This window comes from Brevundimonas sp. TWP2-1 (genome assembly GCF_049897645.1).
In the GTDB taxonomy this organism is placed as follows: domain Bacteria; phylum Pseudomonadota; class Alphaproteobacteria; order Caulobacterales; family Caulobacteraceae; genus Brevundimonas.
The window spans coordinates 1,052,224-1,072,949 of record NZ_JAFCWR010000002.1 but is presented as its reverse complement, the minus strand read 5'-3'; the positions used below and the strand labels follow the sequence as shown (position 1 = coordinate 1,072,949).

Sequence of the window (20,726 nt, the reverse complement as noted above, 5' to 3'; positions counted from 1 at the left end):
CTGTGGGCAGCGGAGTTGTCGAAGATGGCCTTGCCGGCCGGCGCCTCGGGCTTGACGGTATTGAGCCAGCGACTGACGCCTGATGGCGGTGACGCTCTGACCTGCCCCTGAAGCTTTGGAGCGATCTGATCTGGTTTCTTGTTCTGCGCTTGGGCTCTGAACATGGAGAGAAGATGAAGCGATCGAGTTCAGCGAGGCCCGGCGGCCATGATGGTGCGTCAGGCGGTCGGATGCCTGTCCCTCGACGAGGCCCCCCAGAATGCGAGACTTGGGGGTAGAGCCTATAACGAATAACGACCTTAAGGTGCGATCGGCGACGAGGGGCCCGATCCGGCACTGTCCGTTCCGACATCCGGGTCAAGGTCACTTTGGACCCGACCCTTCTCGAAATCGCGTTCTAGCTGCTGGAACAAGCCTGCTTGATTTCTCCTCAGCATTCTCCTGGTTTCGAAAGCCGTCCTGCAACGCCGCGGCGCCGGTCCAGTGACTTGCCCTCGACTGACCCTGACGCTTCAGCGAGACATGAGCAGGGGCATCTCGGCATCGGCCAGCAACGAACGGGTGATGCCGCCGAACAGACGCTCGATCGTTCGGGGATGACTGTAGGCGCCTATAACAAGCAAATCGGCGCTGATAGAAGCTGCGTAGTCTAGAATGACGTCTGCAACCGGGCGCCCCCCGGACTCAATCGAGGAGAGGTTGGCGTCTATGTCATGCCTTAGAAGATGGCGGACAGCATCGTCGGCCGTCGATCCGATACCCCCAGGTATGCGATCATGATCTACAGTCAGCACTGTAACCGAATCGGCAGAGCCAAGAAGAGGCATGCCGTCGTTGACCGCTCGGCGAACTTCCCGGCTGCCATTCCAGGCAATCAGGACATTCTTACCCACAGATCGATCTTCCCAGCCGGTGGAGATTCTCAACACAGGGGCGCTCGTCACAAGCAAAAGGTGTTCGCCTGACCAGTTATCTGGAAGATTATCGAGCTTTGGATGGCTTGCGATGATCAAATCGCAGTTCAGTCCATTCAGGACAATATCATCAGCAGCGTCGCCGCGCCAGACGACTCGAAACTCAGTTCCGACGTCGTAGTCTCTCAGAAGGTCGCTGAACTGTTTCCCAGCGGCGAGTGCTTTGCCGGCCTCCTCTTCGCGGCGTTTGGCTATGACGTGCTGTATACCTTGCCTGCCCCTCGCGAAGTCGTCCGACGGATGGGATGGTTCGCGCGCCATCCCGAATATTCCGACCAGATGCGCGTTGTGACGTTTCGCAAGGATTGCCGCCTGACGAGCGATCCGATCTCCGGCCCCGGTCTCATCGACGAAGACTGCAATATCTCGCCACGCTGAAAACATCGGCCACCTACTCTGTTAACCGGCAACCTACATCGATTGGCGGTTAACGTCGAGGACCCGGAGTCCGACGACCTTCGGTCGATGCTCCGCCAACGGCGACCTGTGCCCACTCCGTTACGATCCAACACGAGAGCCGGCATTCATAGGCGTCGGTCTAAGCTGGGCGGCTTGAAAGGCCTTCATATATGGCTACGGTTAGGACCCTGATCGATGCCGCTGAGATGAGCGTCCCCCGACGACGCGGACGGGTTATAGGCGCAGCGGTCGGTGACGGCGTTGGATCAGAATCCCTGGTATTTTCTATATTGGCGACGTGGCTGGACATCATGTTCTATATGCGCAACGCCAAGGTGGCGCTGTATCATTACGTGGATTATTAATTCTATTTATTTAAGACTCTTTGGGACGCCAATACCGGGGTGAAGATAGTCTTTCTATTCAATGCGCAAAATCATCAACTGCTGCATGGATTGCCGACAGCAGTGCGCTTGGCTGCTAAATCCGAAGCGCGCGTCGTTATTGCGTCGCCTGGCGCTTGGCAGCTCGAATACGCTCGGTTCGCAGCCTCTCGACTGGGCGACGCAGCAATCGAGTATTACAATATAAGTTCGTCGCTTCTTTCTATCGCCCAGACGATCTCGGGCGGCAGGAACCCGCCGAAACTTCTGACAATGGTGACCGCAGCGGGCTGGTTGAACGAATCGGACGCCATCGCCGTGCCGGAGCGGACGTCTATATTTTTGAAGCGGCTGGGGGTTACCCGGCCTCGCTTCATTCATCTGGACCATGGGGCGGGGGACCGGGCGGCCGGATTTGATCGGCGGATCGCGGATTTCGACTTCGTCCTGATGGCGGGCGAGAAGCACCGGGCGCGGATGCAGCGCGAGGGCCTGATCCGTGAGGGTCATCACGCCGTCATCGGCTACCCCAAGTTCGAGGCGGCGGATGCTATCCGAGATCCGAGCTTTCGACCGTTCGCTAATGACAGGCCCGTGGTGCTCTACAATCCTCATTTCTCCAATCTTGGCTCGTGGGAACGGTTCGGCGCGGATGTGCTCAGCGCCTTCGCCGATCAGGATCGCTACAACCTGGTCGTGGCGCCTCACGTCCGACTGCTGGACGGCAGGGCCGCGAGGGCGCGCTGGGCGGGGCTGCTGGACGACTATGAGGGCCGGCCTCACATCTACATCGATCGCGGCAGTGACCGGTCGATCGACATGACCTGGACCACATTGGCTGACGTCTACCTTGGCGACGTGAGCAGCCAGGCCTACGAGTTCCTGCGCACGCCCAAACCCTGTGTCTTCCTGAACGCCGGGGGCGTCGACTGGCAGGGCGACGAGAACTATGGCCATTGGCGGTTCGGGCCGGTTCGGGAGACCACGATCGATCTGGTCGAGGCCATCGATGCGGCACGGCGGAATCACCGGCATTTCTTGGCTGCCCAGACCGCGGGCTTCGCCGAGACCTTCTCGACCGGCCCCCAACCGGCCTCCGAGCGGGCGGCGCGAGCCATCATGGACTTCATGCAGGGACAATCCGGGTGACGACAAAACGGGCCATCATCCTGAGCGCGGGCCAGGGCAAGAGGCTGTTGCCCCTGACAGAGGCAAGGCCGAAATGCCTGGTGGAACTGGGCGGGCGCAGCCTGCTGGCCTGGCAACTCACGCATCTTCAGGCGGCGGGCGTGGAAGAGGTTGTCGTGGTCACCGGTTTCGGGGCCTCGCTGGTCGAGGACGAGATCGGCAGACTGAAACTGGGGGCCATGGCGGTCTCGACCGTCTACAACCCCTTTTACGGGGTTGCCGACAACCTGGCCTCCTGCTGGATTGTACGCGATCGGTTCGAGGCGGGCGTGCTGCTGTTGAACGGGGACACCCTGTTCGAGCCCGCTATTGCAGACAGACTGATCGCGGCCCCAATGACCGACATCGTCGTGACCGTCGATCGCAAGCCTACCTATGACGCCGACGACATGAAGGTCGAGACGCGTGGCGACGATCTGTTCGCCATCGGCAAGACAATCCAGACCTATGACGCCGAATCGATCGGCTTCCTGCGGTTCTCGGACCGGGGCGCTGCCCGTTTCCGGTCTGCGATGGAGGCGGCGCTGCGCGATCCGGACAACCTGCGCCGGTGGTATCTAAGCATCATCCACGAGCTGGCACGCCAAGGCGGGGGCGTCAGCGTCTGTTCGATCGAGGGGTTGGGCTGGGGGGAGATGGATTTCCTGGCCGATGTGGCAACCAACGAGGCCCTGGTTCAGGGTTGGCTGGCGCGCTGATCCTCGACGATCCAACGGACCAGTTCGAGGTCTTCGGGCTTGTCCACATCCACGGCGGCGAGGCCGAAGCGGCTTGGCACGACAGCGGCCCGGACGCCGATCGAGTCTCCGAGACGGGCGACGGCCTCGTGGATCGTCAGGCGCCCGCCGAGATAACGCGCCAGGCCGGTCAGGCCGATCAGGCGCGCCACGCGCCACGGCTGTTTGCGATGGACCTCGACCGTCCGCCACAACGCCAGGGCGTCCCCGGCCTTGGGCGTAGCCAGATAGAACAGGTTGCAGCCGGACCAGGCCCGTCGCCCGAACCGGTACCAGGTCCGCCTCGTCCGTGGAGCATCCGCTTCCACCACTCGCCGTTCGGCCAGCAGCAGGGCCAGGTCACACTCGGGCGGCATGTCGGCGAGGAACTGGGTGATCCATTCTGGACGCAGCAGGGCGTGGTCCGCCGTCGTCACCAGAAGCGGCGCCCCCAGGGCTTCGAAGGCCGATCGGACGCTGAGGCTGGGCTGGGCGCTTGGAGGCATGCATTCGACCCCATACCCGGCCAACAACGCCATGACCTCGGTCTCGTCGGTCGAGACGGCGATTCGGCTGGCTCCGGCCTCACCCAGGGCGGCGACCACGCGCAGGATCATCGGCGTCCCGTCGACCGGGATCAGGGCCTTGTGCGCCACGCCGGCGTAGTTGGCCACGGGCTCCGGGCCGCCGCGCGAGCCGGCCAGGATCAGGGCCGTGAAGCCGGTCAAACGAGCGTCTTCAGATAGATTCTATAGGTCTTGTAGATGCGGGCCCCGAGCGATTCGAGGATCCCTCGCATGGCCGTGTTGTCCTCGAGGATCCACGACATCTCGCAGTGCCGATAGCCCAGTGCGCGGGCTTGGCTGCGGGCGATATGCACCAGATGAAACGGCGCCATGATCCCCTTCTGTGTCCTGGCATGGCGACGCTTGACCCCCATCAGGGGAACGCGGATCGATTTGACGCGCCGCACCTTCAGCCGCCACAGCAGTTGGGCCCAACCGAAAGGCAGCAACCGCCCCTTCAGGTCCGCGATCGCCGCGTTGACGTTGGGAAGGAAGACGACAAAACCGGCTACGTCGCCGTCGATCTCGGCGAACCAGGTCAGGCGCGGATCAATCACTGGCTTCAGCGCAATTGCCAGTTGACGGGTCTCCGCCTCCGTGACGGGCGTGAACCCCCAATTGTCGGACCAGGCGTCGTTTAGGATGTCCGTCAAGGCATCGACCTCGGCATCGTAACGGCGCATGTCGAGCGGGCGGAGCACGAGGCCCGGCGGCGGCCCGCGTTTTACCCGCCGCGTGACCGGCGCGGGCAGGTCGTGGTCGAAGGACGAGGTATAGGCGAAGACGTCCTTGGCCTTGGCATAACCCAGGGCCTCGATCCGGGAAGCTGCATAGGCCGGGTCGTGGCCCATCATCACCATCGGCGGGGTGTCGAAGCCGTCGATCAGCAGGCCGACCTCCTCGTTGATCGACAGGTTGAACGGACCCAGAGCCCGGCGACAGCCCCGCGCTTTTAACCAGGACTCGGCGGTCTCGAACAGGGCGGCGAATACGGCGGCGTCGTCCTCGGCGCAGATCAGGCCGAAATGGCCATCGGGACCGTCCGCGCGGGGTGGGGCCAAGTGGTCGATCTGGGCGCTGATCCGGCCGACGTCGCGCCCGTCGCGGATCGCCATCCACAGCTGGACATCGGCATGGGCGAAGAAGGGGTTCTTCTTGGGCGACAGGGCATCGCGTCGCTCCATCCGCAGCGGCGGCACATAGTTCGGATCCCCCGCGTTGATCCGGTCGGACAGCGCGATGAACCGGTCCAGCTCCGCCGGGGTGACGACCGGGACGATCTGCAACGGCATCATGCGCCTTCCTCCCGCAACAGGACCATCATGGCGGCGGCGGCGAATACGATCGGCCCGCCCCAGGCGGCCAGCAGCACCGGCAAGACCCCACTTTCGCCCACGGCCGCCATTAGCCCGTCGACGACCAGGAACAGCAACCCGGCCCCGAGGCAAAGCGCCAGCACAACGGGAGCCTGGGCGCCGCGATAGCTGACCAAGCCCACCGGGATCGCCAGCAGAAGCATGACAAGCGACGCGAATGGCGTCGACCAGGCCCGATGCAGGGTCATCTGGTAGAAGGCGGGGGACCGCAGGGCCGCGCCCTCACGCAGCGCGCGGCGGGCTTCCGCCGAGGTGGTCGCGGCCGTGTCGCCAAACACGGTCTGGATATCGACGGGACGGAGGGTGGTCGGCCAGGTCATGCACACGACATCGCGAACACCCTCGCCCCCTTGTGCGATCGTCACGGTCCTTGCGTCGCTCAGGGTCCAGGCGCCGTTGTCGAAACGGGCCGTAGACGCCGTGGTCCGGGTCACCAACAAGCCCGTCGGCGTCCGGCGATAGATGCGGACGTCGATCAGGCTGGTGTCGCGGTCGGGATTTGCGGTGGCGGTGACGATGTCGGCTCCGATGCGGAAGCTGCGGCTTTCCGGCGGCTTCCGATCATCCACCGGTTCGGTGACCCGCCACCAGCGTTCCAGCGCGGAATCGGTGCGCGGGGCGATCGCCTGGCCGATCACCAGATGGGCCGCGACGACGACCAGGGCCGCGGGTAGCGACAGGCCGATGAGGCGAAACGTAGAGATGCCGCTGGCCCGCATGGCGATGATCGCGCTCTCCCGACCCAGCTGGTTGAAGGCCAGCAGGCTGCCGGCCAGGACCGCGATGGGCAGGGCCTGGATCAGCAGGCCTGGCGCGCGCAGCGCGGCATATGTCATCACGCCGCTGACACCCAGCCCGCGGTCCAGCACGTCGGTCGTCGCGTCCAGCAGGTCGAGCACCTGAAGCACAGCGAAAAGCACGGCAAGCGCCGCCAGAATGCGGAACCCCACGACCTTGAGGATGAAACGGGCCAGGATCATGCGCGGGCGGGCCGCCGTGCGGGGATCAGCCGGATGACACGCCTCGTTACCGCCCCCAGGCGCTGCGTCAGCCGGGCGATAGGGGTGTCGCCGGGGCGTCGGCGGCTACCCATGAAGATCCAGACGCACAGGCCCGCGAACCCCGCGAAAGGCAGGCCCACGGCGACGATGGCGTCGGCCCGCCCGCTGGTCGCCAGCCCCTGTCCGAGCTGGAGCAGGTTCTGGAACGCGATCAGGATGACCCCGGCCAGGATGACGCCGGGCGCCCGCCCGCCCCGCTTGGCCGCCAGACCCAGCGGCAGCGCAAGCAGCGGCAGCAGCGGGAGAGCGAGGGCTCGCGCCAGTCGGCCATAGAACTCGGCCATCCGTTCCTGCAGCGGAATGGTCCGACCTCCTCCGGTCACGAGCTCGACCTGCGTCAGCTCGCGCGCATCCCCGCCGCGATCCCGCAGCAGCTTCGTCGCCCCGGTCAGGGGGATGTCGGCGAAGAAGCCGCTGAAGACGAAGACTTTGGGCCTGCCGTCGCGACCGATCCGGATCTGGCGACCCTGGTGCAGGGTGACGGTGGCGGTGCCGCTCTCAGGATTTATCGAGACATCGGCTCGGTCGGCGGTAGTGATCAGCTCAGCGCCGTTCGGATTGAGCTGGCGGATGAAGACGCCCTTCAACGACCGGCCTGAGGCATCGGTGGTGTTGGCGGTGATCAGCAGGCCGTCGTCAGTGGATATCACCGCCCGTTCCGGAACCGCCCCGCTCCAGCCCGCGCTTTGGGCGCTGTGCAGGACCGAGCGGTAGGCATATCGGCTGTAGGGCTGGACGAAGCCGAACAGGATGAAGCTGAGGACCATCAGGGCGACGCCCAGCCCGACAAACGGAGCCGCGATCCGGGTCAGGGAATGGCCGCTGGCCAGCATGGCGTCGATCTCGGACCCGTCGTTCAGTCGCGACACCACGATGAAAAGGGCCACGAAGAAGGCAGCAGGCAGGGTCAGGCCCAGATAATGCGGAACGAGATTGGCCGTCAGCTCCAGCACGGAACCGAACCGTCCGTCGCTCTGGGACAGGGCGTCCAGCAGCCGCAGCACCCGCTCCAGCAACAGCGCCACCAGCGTCACGACGATCGCCCCGACCATCGGCCAGAGCGTCAGCCGGAGCGAATAGCGGTCGAGGATGCGCAGACGGATCACTGCGCCGCCACCTCCGTCCGGGGCCAGGCTTCACCAAGCCGCCGGGCCAGGCTGGCGGCCTGATCGGCGTCCAGATCGATGCTCTGGCCAAGCGCGGGTGGGCCGGGCCAGCCGGCGTCGGTGAACGTCAGACCGGCGTCCTCGCGTGCGCCGTCGTAGCGGGGGATGACGTGGAAATGCACGTCGCGATCGACCATCATCAGCATCAGATAGTTGATCCGCTCATAGGCCACCAAGCGACCCAGTATGACCTCGATGCCGGTGGTCGCGACCTTCAGATCGGCGAAGGCCTCGGCGCTGAGGTCGGCGAAGGCCTGGACCGGCTCCTTGCACACCAGGGCCAGCGATCCCCATGTGGGCTGTTTGGGCCGGACCAGAACAAGCCAGTGAGTTGTTTCCGCGACAAGCGTGTGCGGATATCCAAAGGCCGTTGCGGTCGGATTGGTCATGATGGCCAAGATAACCGGTCCGGACCGGCGCGGCCTATAGGAAACAGAGACAAATCGTGAAAGCCAGACCTTTCCTGATCGCGGCCCTGGTGTCCGGTGCGGCGTTGATCGCCTCGGCGGGGGCCGTCCAGGCCCAGACCTGCGAGGGCGCGGCGGATGGCGGGACGCGGCTGAACGTCATCGTCAACGGCGTGCGGGCGGCCGAGGGCCAGATCGCAGTGACGATCTATCCCGACAATGCGCGGCGGTTCCTGGCTCCCGGTGGCAAGCTGCTGCGGGTGCGGACGCGGGCGTTGGCGCCGACGACGCGGGCCTGTTTCAACCTGCCGGAGGCGGGCACCTATGCGGTGGTCATCTATCACGACGCCGACGGCGACAGCGATTTCGACCGCAGCGCCATCGGTCGCCCGACGGAAGGGTTCGGCTTTTCCAACGACGCCCCGGCGCGGCTGGGCCTGCCGTCGTTCCGCTCCGTGCGGTTTGCGGTGACGCCCGGCGACAACACGATCCGGATCCAGACCCGCTATCCCTGAGTGTGCACGGGCCTGTTTGAATAGCGCCATTTCGGGATCGCTAGTCTCCCTACTTCTGCCAGTCACGCCATTCTGGCCGGGCCGACGTCAGGTCAGCCGATTTTGCCTCTTGTGCGGGTCGCCAGCTGGTAGCCACCCAGCCTGTTCATGGTGCCGTCCGCCTGAATACCGCGTGCGGCGATGTCGATATCGAAGCCCGTCTCGCAGGGCGTGATCGCGATCTCGTGCCAGCGCGCCGCCTCGCCTTCAGCGGGCGACAGCGAGGCGGACGGCACCCCCAGCGCCGGGATCGGCCCGTCCGGTCCCGCCACCGAGGACACGGTCGATCGGTGGGCATGGCCGTGCAGGATCAGTTCCGCCCCCGCGCGCGCCAGCATGGCCTGAAGCGCGGGCCGGTCGGTCAACGCCTTGCGATCCGCCACGACCCCGTCCGCGACCGGGTGATGGATCAGGACGATCCGGCAAAGACCCGCCTGCTGCGTCGCCGTCAGCTCGGCCTCCAGCCGCGCGATCTGATCGGCCCCAAGCTGCCCCTGGGCCAGATGCAACGGCGTCGGGATGGCCGAACACAGGTTCAGGATGGCCACCGGGCCGCGTCGCCGGACGAAGGGAAAGCCGTCGCCTTCATCACCGAGCCAGGCCCGCCAGGCGGCGAATCGTGCAGGGTCCGCGGGTCCGACAAGGGCGTCGTGATTGCCGGGCGAGACCGTGACATCGGCGGTGGGGCCCAGCGTGCCTAGCCAATCTGACGCAGCAGCGTATTCGGCCTCGGTCGAGAAATTGGTCAGGTCGCCGGTGACCGCGATGTGGTGCGGTCGGGTCGCTGCGATGTCGGCCATCAGGGTCGTCAGCACATCGGGGCGGTGAAGATGGCCCTTGCGACGCCAGGCCAGACCGCTGACCAGCCGCTTCAGCCGCACCTCGTCCAGCCGCATCGGAGGCGGCGGCAGATGCGGGTCCGACAGGTGGGCGAGACGAAAACGGGGCAATCGGATCAGTTTCTGGCCACGGCGGGCCGCAGTTGTTTTATGAAGATTCGGGCTCCGCGAGCGGGCCGACAACGGGGCGTATAACAGATGACGGATGCCACGCCTCGCGCGCGGGTGCTGGGCGAGGGCTCGGCGCGGATCTGGGGCATGAGTTCGGCGGAACGGCTGGGTCGGATCTTCGAGCGGGCGAGCGTTTCGCAGGGCGAAATAGCGGGTTCGGGCACGGTGGTCCTGGTGCTGGCCGACCGGGTGTTCGACGAATCGCTGATCAAGGCCGTCATCGCTCGTCCCGAGAGCGTGATGACCGACGCCGAAGGCCTGCCGGTCGCCGCCCATGTTCGGGACGCGGACGCCGATGCCGCCGTCGAGGCCCTGCTGACCGGGGACGATGTATCCGGTGCCCTGCGTGACCTGACCCGGCTCGACCCCGCCGACCTGACCTACAACAGCGCACTGAGGAAACGCGAGGCCCCGGTGCTGGAGCGGCTGGACGCCGGCAATGCCCGCGCGGTCGAGGCCCGGCTGTTCCAGGGATCGTACAAGGGCATCACCGATCTGGTGACCAAATACGTCTGGCCGGTTCCAGCGCGGCTCGTGACCCGCTGGTGTGCCCTGACCGGGATCAGCCCGAACCAGGTCACCTTCGCCAGCCTGATCCTGGTGCTGGTGGCGATGTATCTGTTTTGGGACGGCGAGTTCGGCTGGGGGCTGGTCGCGGCCTGGGTCATGACCTTTCTCGATACGGTCGACGGCAAGCTGGCGCGGGTCACGCTGCGGTCGTCGCCCTGGGGCAATGTGTTCGACCATGGCATCGACCTGATCCATCCGCCGTTCTGGTGGTGGGCCTGGTTCGTGGGAGTACAGGCGTCAGGGTTCGACCTGCCGCATCCGGAACTGCTGCTGGCCGTCATCGTCGGCGGCTATGTCGCGCAGCGGATCGAGGAGGGAATCTTCATCCGGCTGTTCGGCATGCATATGCACGCCTGGCGGCGGTTCGACAGCTTCTTCCGGCTGGTCACAGCGCGGCGGAACCCCAATCTGCTGCTGCTGAGCGCGGCGACCCTGGTCGGTCGGCCCAACATCGGCCTCATCGCCGTCGGCGTCTGGACGGCCCTGTGCCTGGTCGTCCACGCGGTCCAGATCGTTCAAGGGCTGGGCGCGCGGCGTCCGCTGGTGTCCTGGCTGGAGGTGTGATGCGGGTCGGGGTGATCCACAATCCACGCAGCCACAGGAACCGCGCCCGGTCGCCTCGGCCTGTGTCGCCGGACGTGATCCATGCCGCCCCCGATACGGCCGAGGCCCTGGCGCTGGCCCTGACCGGGATGGCGGAGGCCGGGGTCGATCTGCTGATCGTCGATGGCGGGGACGGGACGTTGCGAGACGTGCTGACACGGGCCTGGCCAGCCTTCGCGGGCCGGTTGCCGCTGCTGGCCGTCGTGCCGCACGGCAAGACCAATGTGCTGGCGCGCGACCTGGGTGTCCCCTCGCGCTGGTCGGTCGAGGCGGCGATCGCGGCGGCGCGTTCGCCCGAGCGCCGCGCGACCCGGGCCATGCTGGAGGTCTCCCGCGACGGCGAGGCCTCACCCGCGCTCCGCGGCTTCGTCTTCGGCACCGGGGCCTATGCCGGGGCCACGCGGATGGCGACCGGCGCGCACCGGATCGGGGTTATTGACAGCCTGGCGGTCGGGGCCGCCCTGATCGGAGCCGTCTTCAGTACGGCTTTCGGCGGCGCGCAGGGGTTCGGCGCGGGCGAGCGGCTGGCACTGGCCCTTGACGGAAGCGCGAGCGAGGCCCGACAGCGGTTCCTTGTCCTAGCCAGCACCCTGGAACGGTTCCCGTTGAAATTCCGACCGTTCGGACGACCGCGTCCAGGTCTGAAGCTGCTCGACGTCGATGCCCCGCCGCGTCGGCTGATTCCGGCCCTGGTTGCCATACTGGCCGCGGGTGAACCGATCTGGCTAGAACGGGCGGGCTATCGGCGGCACAGCCCGCAGACGGTTTCGCTCCACGGTCTGGAGGCCTTCGTGCTCGATGGCGAAGTCTATCCGGGCGGGCACGTCACGGTGCGTCAGGGGCCCACTGTCACCTTCGTGACCGCATGACCGAGCTTCTGATCGATCTGGTCGCGCGCGACATGTCCATGCCGGTTCCGGAGCTCGTGCGCACCTTCGCCCAAGCTCTGGCGGCGGAGCAGAATACGGCGGCGGTGCTGTTCTACGGGTCCGTCCTGCGGACGGGCGATCTGGACGGCGTGCTGGACTTCTACATCCTGACCGACGGGCCGCACCGGACCGGCCTGCGCGGCTGGCGCGAGAGGAAGCTGTGGCCCGAGGTCGATTTCCGCGAATGGACCCGCGGCGACGCGGTGCTGCGGGCCAAGGTCGCGGTCCTGCCGCTGAAAACGTTCGCCGAGGCGGCGGCGGGCCAACGACTGGACACCACCATCTGGACTCGGTTCGTCCAGCCCTCCGCCCTCGTTTGGACCAGGGGCGAAGCGGACCGCCATGCGGTGACGCGCGCCGTCGCCGACGCAGCCGTCACCGCCGCCCGCTATGCCGCCGTTCTGGGGCCCGGCAGCGGAGAACCACTGGTCTGGTGGCGGGCCCTGTTCGCCCAGACCTATCGCGCCGAGTTTCGGGTGGAGCGTGCCGGGCGCGAGGACCAGATCGTCGGTTTCGACCCGGATCGTTATGCTGCCATCCTGCCGCTGGCCTGGGCGGCGGGCGGGATCGCGTTTCGGCGGGACGGCGCGCTTCTGAGCCCGTCTCTGAACTCGACAGAGCGCCACAGAATCCTGAGCGAATGGCGACGTCGGCGGCGGTTGGGTAAGCCCTTGAACATCGCCCGGCTGATCAAGGCCGCCTTCACCTTCACCGGCGCGACCCAGTACGCGGCCTGGAAGATCGAGCGTCACACCGGGCTGATCGTCCCGCTGACGCCGTGGCGTATCCGCCATCCGGTGCTGGCCTCGCCGGGGGTGCTGTACAGGCTATGGCGGCGAAAGCGCCGGGCTCAGCGCGACGCGCGCTGAGCGGCCGGAGCCACCAGGTTCATCGACCGGCCGACGGTGGCGAAGGCGGCCAGAACGGCGTCGATCTGTTCGAAACTGTGGGCGGCGCTGACGCTGGAGCGCAGCAGCGGGCGGCTGTCCGGCGTCGCGGGCGGCAGGGCGAGGTTCAGATAGACGCCTTGGGTCAGGAGGCCGTTCCAGAAGGCCAGGGCCTCGGCCGTGTCCGACATCGCCACCGCCACGATCGGCGAGGCCGTGGCCCCGGTGGTGAAGCCCAAGGCGTTCAGGCCGTCGAACAGCCGTTGCGAATTGGCGGCCAGTTTCGATCGCAACCCCGGCTCGGACTGCATCCGCTCCAGTGCCTTCAAGGTCGAAGCGACCACGGCGGGCGGCAGGGAGGCGGTGAACATATAGGGGCGGCTGACGACCCGGAGCACGTCGAAGTCGGCGATGTCAGACACCAGGTATCCGCCGATCCCGCCCAGGCTCTTGGAGAAGGTGCCGACGATGAAATCGACGTCGTCCTCGACGCCAGCCGCCTCGGCGAGACCCCGCCCGGTCGCGCCCAGCACGCCCAGCGAATGAGCCTCGTCGACCATCAGATAGGCACCGGTCTCGCGCTTTATGGCGGCGATCTCGCGAAGGGGGGCCACGTCGCCCATCATCGAATAGATGCCCTCGACCACGATCATCCGGTTGCCGGGTGCATCGCCCAGACGGCGCAGACGCTTGGCCAGATCCTCGGGGTCGTTGTGACGGAAGCGGATGACCTCGGCATGGCCCAGCCGCGCCCCGTCATAGATGCTGGCATGGCTGTCGGCGTCCAGGATCAGGTGATCGCCGCGCCCGACCAGCGATGACAGAACACCCAGATTGGCCTGGTACCCCGTCGTGAAGACCATGGCGTGTTTCCGGCCATAGAAGGCGGCCAGGGCCGTCTCCATCGCCAAGTGGCCGTCGAAACTGCCGTTGGCGATCCGCGAGCCGGTGGTGCCCGTGCCCCAGGTCCGCGTCGCCTCGACCGAGGCGTCGATACAGGCTGGATCGAACGTCAGGCCGAGGTAGTTGTTGGTGCCCAGCAGGATGACACGCCGTCCGCCATACTCGGCCTCTGTCGGCGACAGGATGGCGTCGAACCGCATGCTGAACGGGTCGGCCCCGAAGGCGCGTATGGACTGATAGGCCTCGACCTGAGGGAGATATCGATCGAACAGAGCCATTCTTCAGGCCGCCTGACGCAGGGAGGAAATGATATCGGCGAGGTCGCCGATGGTCTGGACCGTCGCCAGTCGGTCCAGCGGCATGGAGACGTCGAACGCGTCCTCCAGCTCCATGACGATGTTCATCAGCGCCAGGGAATCGACGGCGAGATCGCGCGCGATGTCGGTGTCTCGGTCGATCGTGACCGCGCGCCCGAGGACAAGCTCGACGGCCTGCTGAATCTTATGAACCGTCAGGTCCGTCACTGCCGATTGACTCACGCGCGCCCACCCATGGGACTCCAACATCCACTGCCTAATCGGCTCTCTGACAAATTGCCAGAGAACTGTCACACGTCTGATGCTCGTTTGTCCGATTAGAGCCAGCCCGCGCGTCTCGCCCAAGCTACGGTGTCGGTGAATCCATGGACAAGGGGGAAGACGACAGCGGGTGCCGGCCCGCGTTCCTCGGGTGAAACGCTCCAGTCGCGGTGCAGGATTTCGCGGGCCTTTCCGGGCGTTAGGACTGAAGAGCGACCGGAAAGCCGGGACAGTCCGGACACTACGCCTGCGAGTTTGAGGGCGCTTTCGGGGATGCGAAATGTGGTGGGTTCGCGCCCCACGGCCCGGGCCGCCGCAACGGTCAGTTCGGCCCAACTGTAACCTTCCGGGCGATCGTCGCAGATCGCGACCGACGCAGAACGGGGTGAGCGCTCGGCCAGTGCGAGCAGGGCCTGCGCGACGTCCGCGACATGGACCAGGGTGATGCAGGCCTTGGGATGCAACACAGGCTGGGGCCATCCTAGCGCGGTGGCCGCGAACAGGGCGAAGGTTTCTCGGTCGCCGGGGCCGTAGATGGCGGTGGGCCGGACGATGGTCAGCCGGTCGCCCAACCGGGCCGCCATCATGACCTCTCCCGCCCGTTTGCTGGCCGCATAAGGGGACAGCTGGGGCTCCCGCGCGGCCAGGGAGGATACCAGGATGACATGGGTATTGGGAGCGACCGCCTGTGCTGCCCTGGCCAGCCGGTCTGCTCCTTCGGCGTTGACGTGGTGGAAATCCTCATCGCGCCGGGCCTTCACCAAGCCGGCGGCATGGATCACGACGTCGGCCCCGTGACACAGGGCCCGCAACGCACCCTTGTCCTCAAGATCGCCGGGCGTCACCTCAAGCCCCGCGATATCGCCAACCGCAGCGACGGGATCGCGCCGTGCCAGCACACGCACGGTCCAGCCAGCGTCGGCAAAGGCCCTGACCAGATGCTGGCCTAGAAAACCAGTCGCTCCGGTGATGGAGACGCGCCGCCTCACGGTCGTCCGGCCTGCAGGCCGTCGAACGTTCCGGCCAGGAACAGCGCCCGTGCACGCGTCCGGCTCAGCTTGCCCGAGGTCGTCTTGGGCAGGTCGTGCGGCCCGACCAGATGCACCGCCGTCTCGACCCCGTGCCGGGCCCGCAGCAGGGCCGCGACCTCGCTGGTCAGAGTCTCGCGGGCCTCTGCATCGCCGGACCGGGACTGGACCAGCACGACCACCCGTTCGGCGTCGCCGTCTGTGATGTGGAAGGCCGCGACGTCGCCGCTGCGGACCCTGTCCAGTTCGGCCTCGACGCTCCATTCCAGATCCTGGGGCCACAGGTTGCGGCCGTTGATCAGGATCAAGTCCTTGGCCCGTCCTGTCGGCACGATCTCGCCCTCCACGATCAGGCCCAGGTCGCCGGTCTCCAGCCAGCCGTCACCGGACAGGACGTCAGCGGTCGCATCGGGATTGCCGAAATAGCCCTGCATCAGGCTGGGCCCCTGGATGAAGATACGCCCGACGTGGCCGTCCGGGATGGGACGACCATCGGCATCGCGGACCTCGACCCGGTGCGCCGGCAGGGCCGGGCCACAGCGGACGAACCCACGCGACCGCGCGTCGATGGCTGCACGCGTGACGTCGCCGTCACCCTCCAGGTCCCGCAGACTGAGGGTCTCAACCTGCAGACCGCGGCCCAGCGGAGCCATTGCCACGGCCAGGGTGGCCTCGGCCATGCCATAGCTGGCGACATAGGCCTTGGCATCGAACCCCGACCCGCCGAACCGCTCGGCGAACTCGGTCAGGGGGCGGACCCGGACCATGTCGCCGCCGACGCCCGCGATCCGCCAGCGGGACAAGTCGAACGTAGCGGACGAGCCCGTCTCGGCCCGTCGGGCGCAGAGCTCATAGCCGAAGGTCGGGCTGTAGGAGACGGTGCCGCCGTGGCGCGACATCAGGTCCAGCCACAGCAGGGGCCGCCGCACGAAGGCGCTGGTCGGCAACAGATCGACCGTCATCTGGCAACACAGCGGGGCCAGCAGGAATCCGATCAGCCCCATGTCGTGATAGAGCGGCAACCAAGACACGGCGCGGTCCTGGGCCACGACCTGAAGCCCGTCGCGGGTGATCGCCACCGCGTTGGCCATCAGGGAACGGTGGGTGACCATCACCCCGGTCGGGAACCGCGTGCTGCCGGACGAAAACTGGACATAGGCGAGGTCGTCGGGGCCGATGTCGGGCAGGGTCACATCCACGGCCTCAGGCAGTTCGTTCAGCGACGGCCCGATCGCGATGCCGCCCGCCTGATCCGCCGCCTCGCGCAGCCATTCGGCGTAGGAGGCGGGCCCGAACACGGCCGAGGCCTCGGCCGCGCCCAGCATCCGGGCGATCTGCTCGACATAGGCCGCGCGGCCGCCCAAGGGCGCGGGCAGGGGCAGGGGGGCGGGCATCAGACCGGCATACTGGCAGGCAAAGAAGGCGCGGATGAAGTCGGCGTCGGTCTCCGCGGCCAATCCGACCCGGTCACCGGGGTTCAGGCCGCCGGCCAGCAGACGGCCTGCCAGGGCCAGGGCCTCGGTCCGCAGTTCGGCATAGGTCATCGCCCGCAGGCACTCCCCGCGCCCGCCATACAGGGTGAGGCCCGTCTCTCCCATCGCCGCGAAATCCAGCGCCTGGGTCAGGGTCGGGAAGTCGGCATGGCGGACGATACGATCCGGCGCGGTGGGCGTGGGGGTGGTCAAGGCCGGGCCTTCTGTGCGTCTTCTCCCCGGTCCTGCGGGTGATTCCGCCGATTATGGAACACGCACACGAACATACCCAGAGCCATCAGCGCCGAGGCGATCACCAGCGCCACCGCCGCGCCCAGGGCTCCGTGATGCGTCACCACCGGTCCCAGCACAGCCAGATAGGCCATGCAGACCACCAGCCGGACCCACAGGGCGGTCCCCGCCCGCCCCAGCGACACCAGCATCGGTTCGAAAGGCAGGGCGACCAGACCGATGACGGCGGCCCCGACCTGCCAGGTCATCAGGGTCGCGGCCTGGGTGAACTGCGGCCCCATCGTAATCCGCAACAGCCATTCGCCACCGCCCAGCGTCAGCCCCATCAGGACGACGCCCAGCGCCCCGGCCAGCAGACCGATCACCCGCGCTAGCCGCCACATCCCGGTCTGTCCGCCTTCGCCCGCATGCAGCCGGGCCAGTTCGGGGTAGAGGGAGGCGGTCAGCAGCCGGGCGGGCTTGGCGATGGCGTCGGCGACCTGACGCCCGATCCGCCACAGCGCCGCCTGGGCCGGTCCGACCAGGGCCCCGATGGCCAGGGTGATCACATGCGTGAAGGCCACATCGACCGTGGCGCTGAGGTTGGTCGACCAGGCAAATTGCCAGGCCCCCGGCATGCCTTCGGTCAGAGGGCCGCCGCGCCAGGTCAGGCCGGATAGCAGGCCGCGCGCCTTAAGCTCCGACCAGGCGGCCCAGGCGATATAGACGAACCCGGTGACCACGCCCCCCGCCCAGAAGACCAGGAACACCGGCATCGACGCCGCCGTCACAAATCCGATCCCGCACCCGACCAGCCGGACCAGGGCGACCAGCGCGGTCTGTCGGGCCAGGACATCGAACCGGTCCAGCAATCTGAGCAATCCCATCGGCGTCGCCGACACCATCAAGGCCACCGACAGGACATACAGGGCCGCCGCCGGGCGATGCTCGGGCGACAGGCCCAGCCAATCCCCGAACGCCAGGGTGGCGATCAGCCCGACCGCGACGCCGACGATGGCCCCGATCGCGTCCAGGGCCAGGGTGAAGCGCAGCACCTTGCCGAAATCCGCCGACCGCCCCTCGGCCAGCGGGCGGGCGCCGTAGTGCAGCACCGTTTGCCAGGACTGGAATTTCACCGTCTCGCCCAGGAACTGGGCGAAGGCGTGGATCAGGATCAGCACCCCAAAGCCGGTCAGCCCCAGCGTGCGCGCCGTCAGGGCGATCGCCGCCAGACCCATGACCGCATTTGCGACCCGTCCCCCCAGCAAAACAGCCGCATTGGAGAGGACACGACCGAGGACTGGATCGATGTTGTAAAACAATTTCAACGGGCCGATCGTCCCTCCTCCCCGAGATGCCGTATGATAAGTTTGAGGCCCGTTTCATGGCGGATGACCGCTGGTGCAGCATGAACGCCCTGGCGGCGGCTTTGGCTTGGACCGGGTCTGAACTCCGTAACCCCAATGAACCTTTCCAGACGTCCTGACCTGATCCGGCTGGAGTCGCACAGCGGCGATTTCATTATCACGTTGCTGTTATGAAAGCGCGTCCCGAATCGCCCCCCGAAACGATGGCGTCAGTGTCCCGGAGGAGGGCGATCAAACCATGCGGGACAAGCATGCCCATCGTCATAGACCACACCCTGCGGCCTAGCCGAGAAAATCCACGAAACCCGCGTCGCAAGCAATCAGGACGCGGCAGGAAGCCACAGGAAGATCCAGACCATCAAACGTGGCAGTGCGGTTCTAGCCGCCGATTGCGAGCGCTGTCAGTACTGGGAGGCGCGCCCGCCCGTCATTCTGTCGAAAGTAAAGAAATCAGCACGGGTTGGCGACCAGAGAGGTCGCCGGCCAGCCAAGGGCCCGTCAGACCCTAATGTTCTGGGGGCTCGGTCAGCTCTCCTGGCCTTGCGCCCGCGCCGCTGAGTTCAGGCAAGTACAGACCCGTGGCCATGCCTGCCAGAAAGCCGGCGGGCTGCACGCGTGCGCCAAACCGGCGACACGGATCCGGATCGGCAATCTTGCGAGGTTTCCGGTCTCTCGGCGCAAACGCATCGCCGACGGCGTCCCCCATGGGCTCGGCGAGTTGAAGGGCATCTCCGACCCGCGAGAGTGATGGAGAATCCGTACCAATCACGTTCGCATCGCGCGCCCAGACCAAGGCGGCCGCCTGCCGACCATCCGTCGTGATCAACTCACTTTCCACGGCCAAACCCCCCGTTGAACCCGGTGCGCGCACTCCGATCGGACCGGGAATGAAGAACCCGGCCAAGGCTGACGCCGCAGAGGCAGCTTGGCCGGTTGGACGCACACCGGTGACGGCCGTCCGAACCCGGGCGGCGGACGAGTCCTGTCCCGACAGCACAGTGAACCGCTCGCTGAGCTCATAGCAGATCTGACGATCGGCCTCCGCCAACACCAAGGCCGTCTCGGCGTCGGAAAGGCCGTCCGCGGCACCGGGCTGAAGAACGCTCGGCTCTATGAACAGCTGATCAATCGCCTCGGCTGCAGCGTCGTCGCGCCTTTCGCGAACTGAAGCGCGAATTGTGTCCGAACGCTCCGTCAATCCGTCATAGGACGAAAGGAAGCCGGACTGGACTTTTGGCGCTGTCTGGCATGCCGCCAGGCCGGACATCAAAACAGTAAAAACTAGGGAGCTTCGCAAAGATCTTCCTCCAACACAGGTGCGCGTCAATCCATCTCACGTAGACGTGCCTATGGCGAATCTACCCTATCTTTTGGTGGCCAACGCTCGGCCTAAGGGGCGGCCTCGGACGCCGTCGTCGTCGTGGTTGAAGCCGGCTCTCGATACCGAAAGACCCACGGCCGGGAACGCAGGAAAGCAACCTGGGTACGCGATCAGGCGGCAATTCGTCTTGCGGCGCAGCCAGCCGCCAACGCGTCCCTGGACATCGCTTCCAACGCAGCCTCGCATTCGGCCAGCCCGCTGATCGTCAAGGCGTAGCCAAACTTCGACCGTGTGTGGATCGCCCCCGGATACAACGCCGTCCGCAGATCGCAGACATAGACGTACACAGTGTGCCGACTGAGCCCCAAGGACCGGCTTTCCACAAGGTCACCCTGGGCCTCCCAAAGTGCGGACAGCAGTTTCGCGCGGCCACTGGAAAGGCCGAACCAGACCATGAATTTAAGGTCGTTCGCGGCCCATTGGACGCCGACAGACAAGCGGGATTGCATCAAAGCAATATGCTTTGCATGCTAATGCTTTGCAAGCTATTCACCAGGGCGATGCCTTCTGAATTCACTCTCGGCCGCGCCATCGCGCTTGCAGGTCGTCGATGGCGCAACCGCCTCGACGAGCGCCTGAAGCATGCCGATCTGACGCAGGCCCGCTGGCACGCACTTCTCGAGTTAGAGAAAGCCGGAGATGGGCTGAGCCAGAAAGAGCTGGCGTCGCGGATCGGCATCGAACCCCCGACGCTTGTTCGTCAACTGGACGACTTGGAGCGCCGCGGCTTGATACGTCGCGAGGCGATCGCCGGAGACCGGCGGGTCAATGCGGTGCACCTGACGAAGGCCGCCACACCCGTGTTGGCCGAAATTCTGAAAATCGCCCAGCAGGTCCGGCGCGAAATCACCGAGGGCTTGTCCGAGGAGGACCTGGCCACGGCCTCGCGGGTGATCGAGCATATCAACAGACGGTTGGAAGACCTATGAGCGCCGACGCCTTGCCCCCTCGCGCCGCCGAAGCCCGCAAGGCCAGAC

Annotated in this window: 21 protein-coding genes; 7 read left to right on the top strand and 14 right to left on the bottom strand. The window is 66.3% G+C overall.

Translation table 11 applies throughout. The features are described 5' to 3' along the window. Positions 1-512 precede the first annotated feature (512 nt). Positions 513-1,358 carry a universal stress protein gene (locus ACP7BH_RS15665; protein ID WP_425986752.1) on the bottom strand — a complete coding sequence of 282 codons (846 nt, stop codon included), beginning with the start codon at positions 1,356-1,358 and terminating at the stop codon, positions 513-515. A 671-nt stretch (positions 1,359-2,029) separates the two neighbouring features. On the opposite strand from ACP7BH_RS15665, the gene ACP7BH_RS15660 reads away from it, so the two are divergent. Both ACP7BH_RS15660 and ACP7BH_RS15655 read left to right on the top strand, forming a co-directional pair. Then, positions 2,030-2,905: a glycerophosphotransferase gene (locus ACP7BH_RS15660; protein ID WP_425986750.1), complete on the top strand. Its 876-nt coding sequence runs from the start codon at positions 2,030-2,032 to the stop codon at positions 2,903-2,905. Continuing rightward, a complete protein-coding gene (locus ACP7BH_RS15655; protein WP_425986748.1) occupies positions 2,902-3,642 on the top strand; it encodes an NTP transferase domain-containing protein in 741 nt (246 codons plus the stop codon). The genes ACP7BH_RS15660 and ACP7BH_RS15655 overlap by 4 nt, the downstream gene beginning before the upstream one ends. Here the strand turns inward: ACP7BH_RS15655 and ACP7BH_RS15650 are convergent. Genes ACP7BH_RS15650 through ACP7BH_RS15630 form a run of 5 tightly spaced genes read right to left on the bottom strand, consistent with a single transcriptional unit; the run spans position 3,621 to position 8,218 of the window. Further along, positions 3,621-4,388: a nucleotidyltransferase family protein gene (locus ACP7BH_RS15650; RefSeq protein WP_425986746.1), complete on the bottom strand. Its 768-nt coding sequence runs from the start codon at positions 4,386-4,388 to the stop codon at positions 3,621-3,623. The two genes, ACP7BH_RS15655 and ACP7BH_RS15650, sit on opposite strands and share 22 nt — an antisense overlap. Continuing rightward, the gene (locus tag ACP7BH_RS15645; RefSeq protein WP_425986744.1) at positions 4,385-5,521 is read right to left on the bottom strand and encodes a dATP pyrophosphohydrolase; all 1,137 of its coding nucleotides are present in this window, start codon (positions 5,519-5,521) and stop codon (positions 4,385-4,387) included. Before ACP7BH_RS15645 ends, ACP7BH_RS15650 begins: the two co-directional genes overlap by 4 nt. Then, entirely contained in the window at positions 5,518-6,582 is a 1,065-nt protein-coding gene (locus tag ACP7BH_RS15640; protein WP_425986742.1) for an LptF/LptG family permease, read from the bottom strand. The genes ACP7BH_RS15645 and ACP7BH_RS15640 overlap by 4 nt, the downstream gene beginning before the upstream one ends. Beyond that, positions 6,579-7,769, bottom strand: a complete 1,191-nt coding sequence (locus tag ACP7BH_RS15635) for an LptF/LptG family permease (protein ID WP_425986740.1) — start codon at positions 7,767-7,769, stop codon at positions 6,579-6,581. The genes ACP7BH_RS15640 and ACP7BH_RS15635 overlap by 4 nt, the downstream gene beginning before the upstream one ends. Continuing rightward, positions 7,766-8,218, bottom strand: a complete 453-nt coding sequence (locus ACP7BH_RS15630) for an HIT family protein (RefSeq protein ID WP_425987086.1) — start codon at positions 8,216-8,218, stop codon at positions 7,766-7,768. Before ACP7BH_RS15630 ends, ACP7BH_RS15635 begins: the two co-directional genes overlap by 4 nt. Before the next feature lie 56 nt (positions 8,219-8,274). Here ACP7BH_RS15630 and ACP7BH_RS15625 point away from each other — a divergent pair, with 56 nt between their 5' ends. Beyond that, the gene (locus ACP7BH_RS15625; RefSeq protein WP_425986738.1) at positions 8,275-8,751 is read left to right on the top strand and encodes a DUF2141 domain-containing protein; all 477 of its coding nucleotides are present in this window, start codon (positions 8,275-8,277) and stop codon (positions 8,749-8,751) included. Positions 8,752-8,843: 92 nt separating this feature from the next. On the opposite strand, the gene ACP7BH_RS15620 is transcribed toward ACP7BH_RS15625, so the two are convergent. Further along, complete coding sequence (locus tag ACP7BH_RS15620; RefSeq protein ID WP_425986736.1) at positions 8,844-9,740, bottom strand: metallophosphoesterase family protein; 897 nt, start codon at positions 9,738-9,740, stop codon at positions 8,844-8,846. Positions 9,741-9,827: 87 nt separating this feature from the next. Between ACP7BH_RS15620 and ACP7BH_RS15615 the strand changes: the two genes are divergently transcribed. The 3 genes from ACP7BH_RS15615 to ACP7BH_RS15605 are packed head-to-tail and all read left to right on the top strand — an operon-like array spanning position 9,828 to position 12,771. After that, positions 9,828-10,934, top strand: coding sequence for a CDP-alcohol phosphatidyltransferase family protein (locus ACP7BH_RS15615; RefSeq protein ID WP_425986734.1), 1,107 nt, complete (start codon positions 9,828-9,830; stop codon positions 10,932-10,934). Then, positions 10,934-11,842 carry a diacylglycerol/lipid kinase family protein gene (locus tag ACP7BH_RS15610; protein ID WP_425986732.1) on the top strand — a complete coding sequence of 303 codons (909 nt, stop codon included), beginning with the start codon at positions 10,934-10,936 and terminating at the stop codon, positions 11,840-11,842. Before ACP7BH_RS15615 ends, ACP7BH_RS15610 begins: the two co-directional genes overlap by 1 nt. Beyond that, positions 11,839-12,771: a hypothetical protein gene (locus ACP7BH_RS15605; RefSeq protein ID WP_425986730.1), complete on the top strand. Its 933-nt coding sequence runs from the start codon at positions 11,839-11,841 to the stop codon at positions 12,769-12,771. Before ACP7BH_RS15610 ends, ACP7BH_RS15605 begins: the two co-directional genes overlap by 4 nt. Here ACP7BH_RS15605 and spt read toward each other — a convergent pair. The 7 genes from spt to ACP7BH_RS15570 all read right to left on the bottom strand — a co-directional run bounded on the left by spt (position 12,753) and on the right by ACP7BH_RS15570 (position 20,198). Beyond that, positions 12,753-13,970, bottom strand: coding sequence for a serine palmitoyltransferase (gene spt, locus ACP7BH_RS15600; RefSeq protein ID WP_425986728.1), 1,218 nt, complete (start codon positions 13,968-13,970; stop codon positions 12,753-12,755). The genes ACP7BH_RS15605 and spt overlap by 19 nt on opposite strands. A gap of 3 nt (positions 13,971-13,973) precedes the next feature. Next, complete coding sequence (locus ACP7BH_RS15595; protein WP_425987085.1) at positions 13,974-14,258, bottom strand: acyl carrier protein; 285 nt, start codon at positions 14,256-14,258, stop codon at positions 13,974-13,976. A 68-nt stretch (positions 14,259-14,326) separates the two neighbouring features. Continuing rightward, positions 14,327-15,259, bottom strand: coding sequence for an NAD-dependent epimerase/dehydratase family protein (locus tag ACP7BH_RS15590; protein ID WP_425986726.1), 933 nt, complete (start codon positions 15,257-15,259; stop codon positions 14,327-14,329). Beyond that, positions 15,256-16,983: a fatty acyl-AMP ligase gene (locus tag ACP7BH_RS15585; protein WP_425986724.1), complete on the bottom strand. Its 1,728-nt coding sequence runs from the start codon at positions 16,981-16,983 to the stop codon at positions 15,256-15,258. Before ACP7BH_RS15585 ends, ACP7BH_RS15590 begins: the two co-directional genes overlap by 4 nt. Then, positions 16,980-18,329: a lipopolysaccharide biosynthesis protein gene (locus ACP7BH_RS15580; RefSeq protein ID WP_425986722.1), complete on the bottom strand. Its 1,350-nt coding sequence runs from the start codon at positions 18,327-18,329 to the stop codon at positions 16,980-16,982. Before ACP7BH_RS15580 ends, ACP7BH_RS15585 begins: the two co-directional genes overlap by 4 nt. 544 nt (positions 18,330-18,873) lie before the next feature. Next, on the bottom strand, positions 18,874-19,635 hold the full coding sequence (locus ACP7BH_RS15575) for a DUF3313 domain-containing protein (RefSeq protein WP_425986720.1): 762 nt from the start codon (positions 19,633-19,635) through the stop codon (positions 18,874-18,876). A gap of 224 nt (positions 19,636-19,859) precedes the next feature. Further along, positions 19,860-20,198, bottom strand: coding sequence for a helix-turn-helix domain-containing protein (locus tag ACP7BH_RS15570; protein WP_425986717.1), 339 nt, complete (start codon positions 20,196-20,198; stop codon positions 19,860-19,862). 51 nt (positions 20,199-20,249) lie between these two features. Between ACP7BH_RS15570 and ACP7BH_RS15565 the strand changes: the two genes are divergently transcribed. Continuing rightward, positions 20,250-20,678 carry a MarR family transcriptional regulator gene (locus ACP7BH_RS15565; protein ID WP_425986715.1) on the top strand — a complete coding sequence of 143 codons (429 nt, stop codon included), beginning with the start codon at positions 20,250-20,252 and terminating at the stop codon, positions 20,676-20,678. Positions 20,679-20,726: the final 48 nt, after the last annotated feature.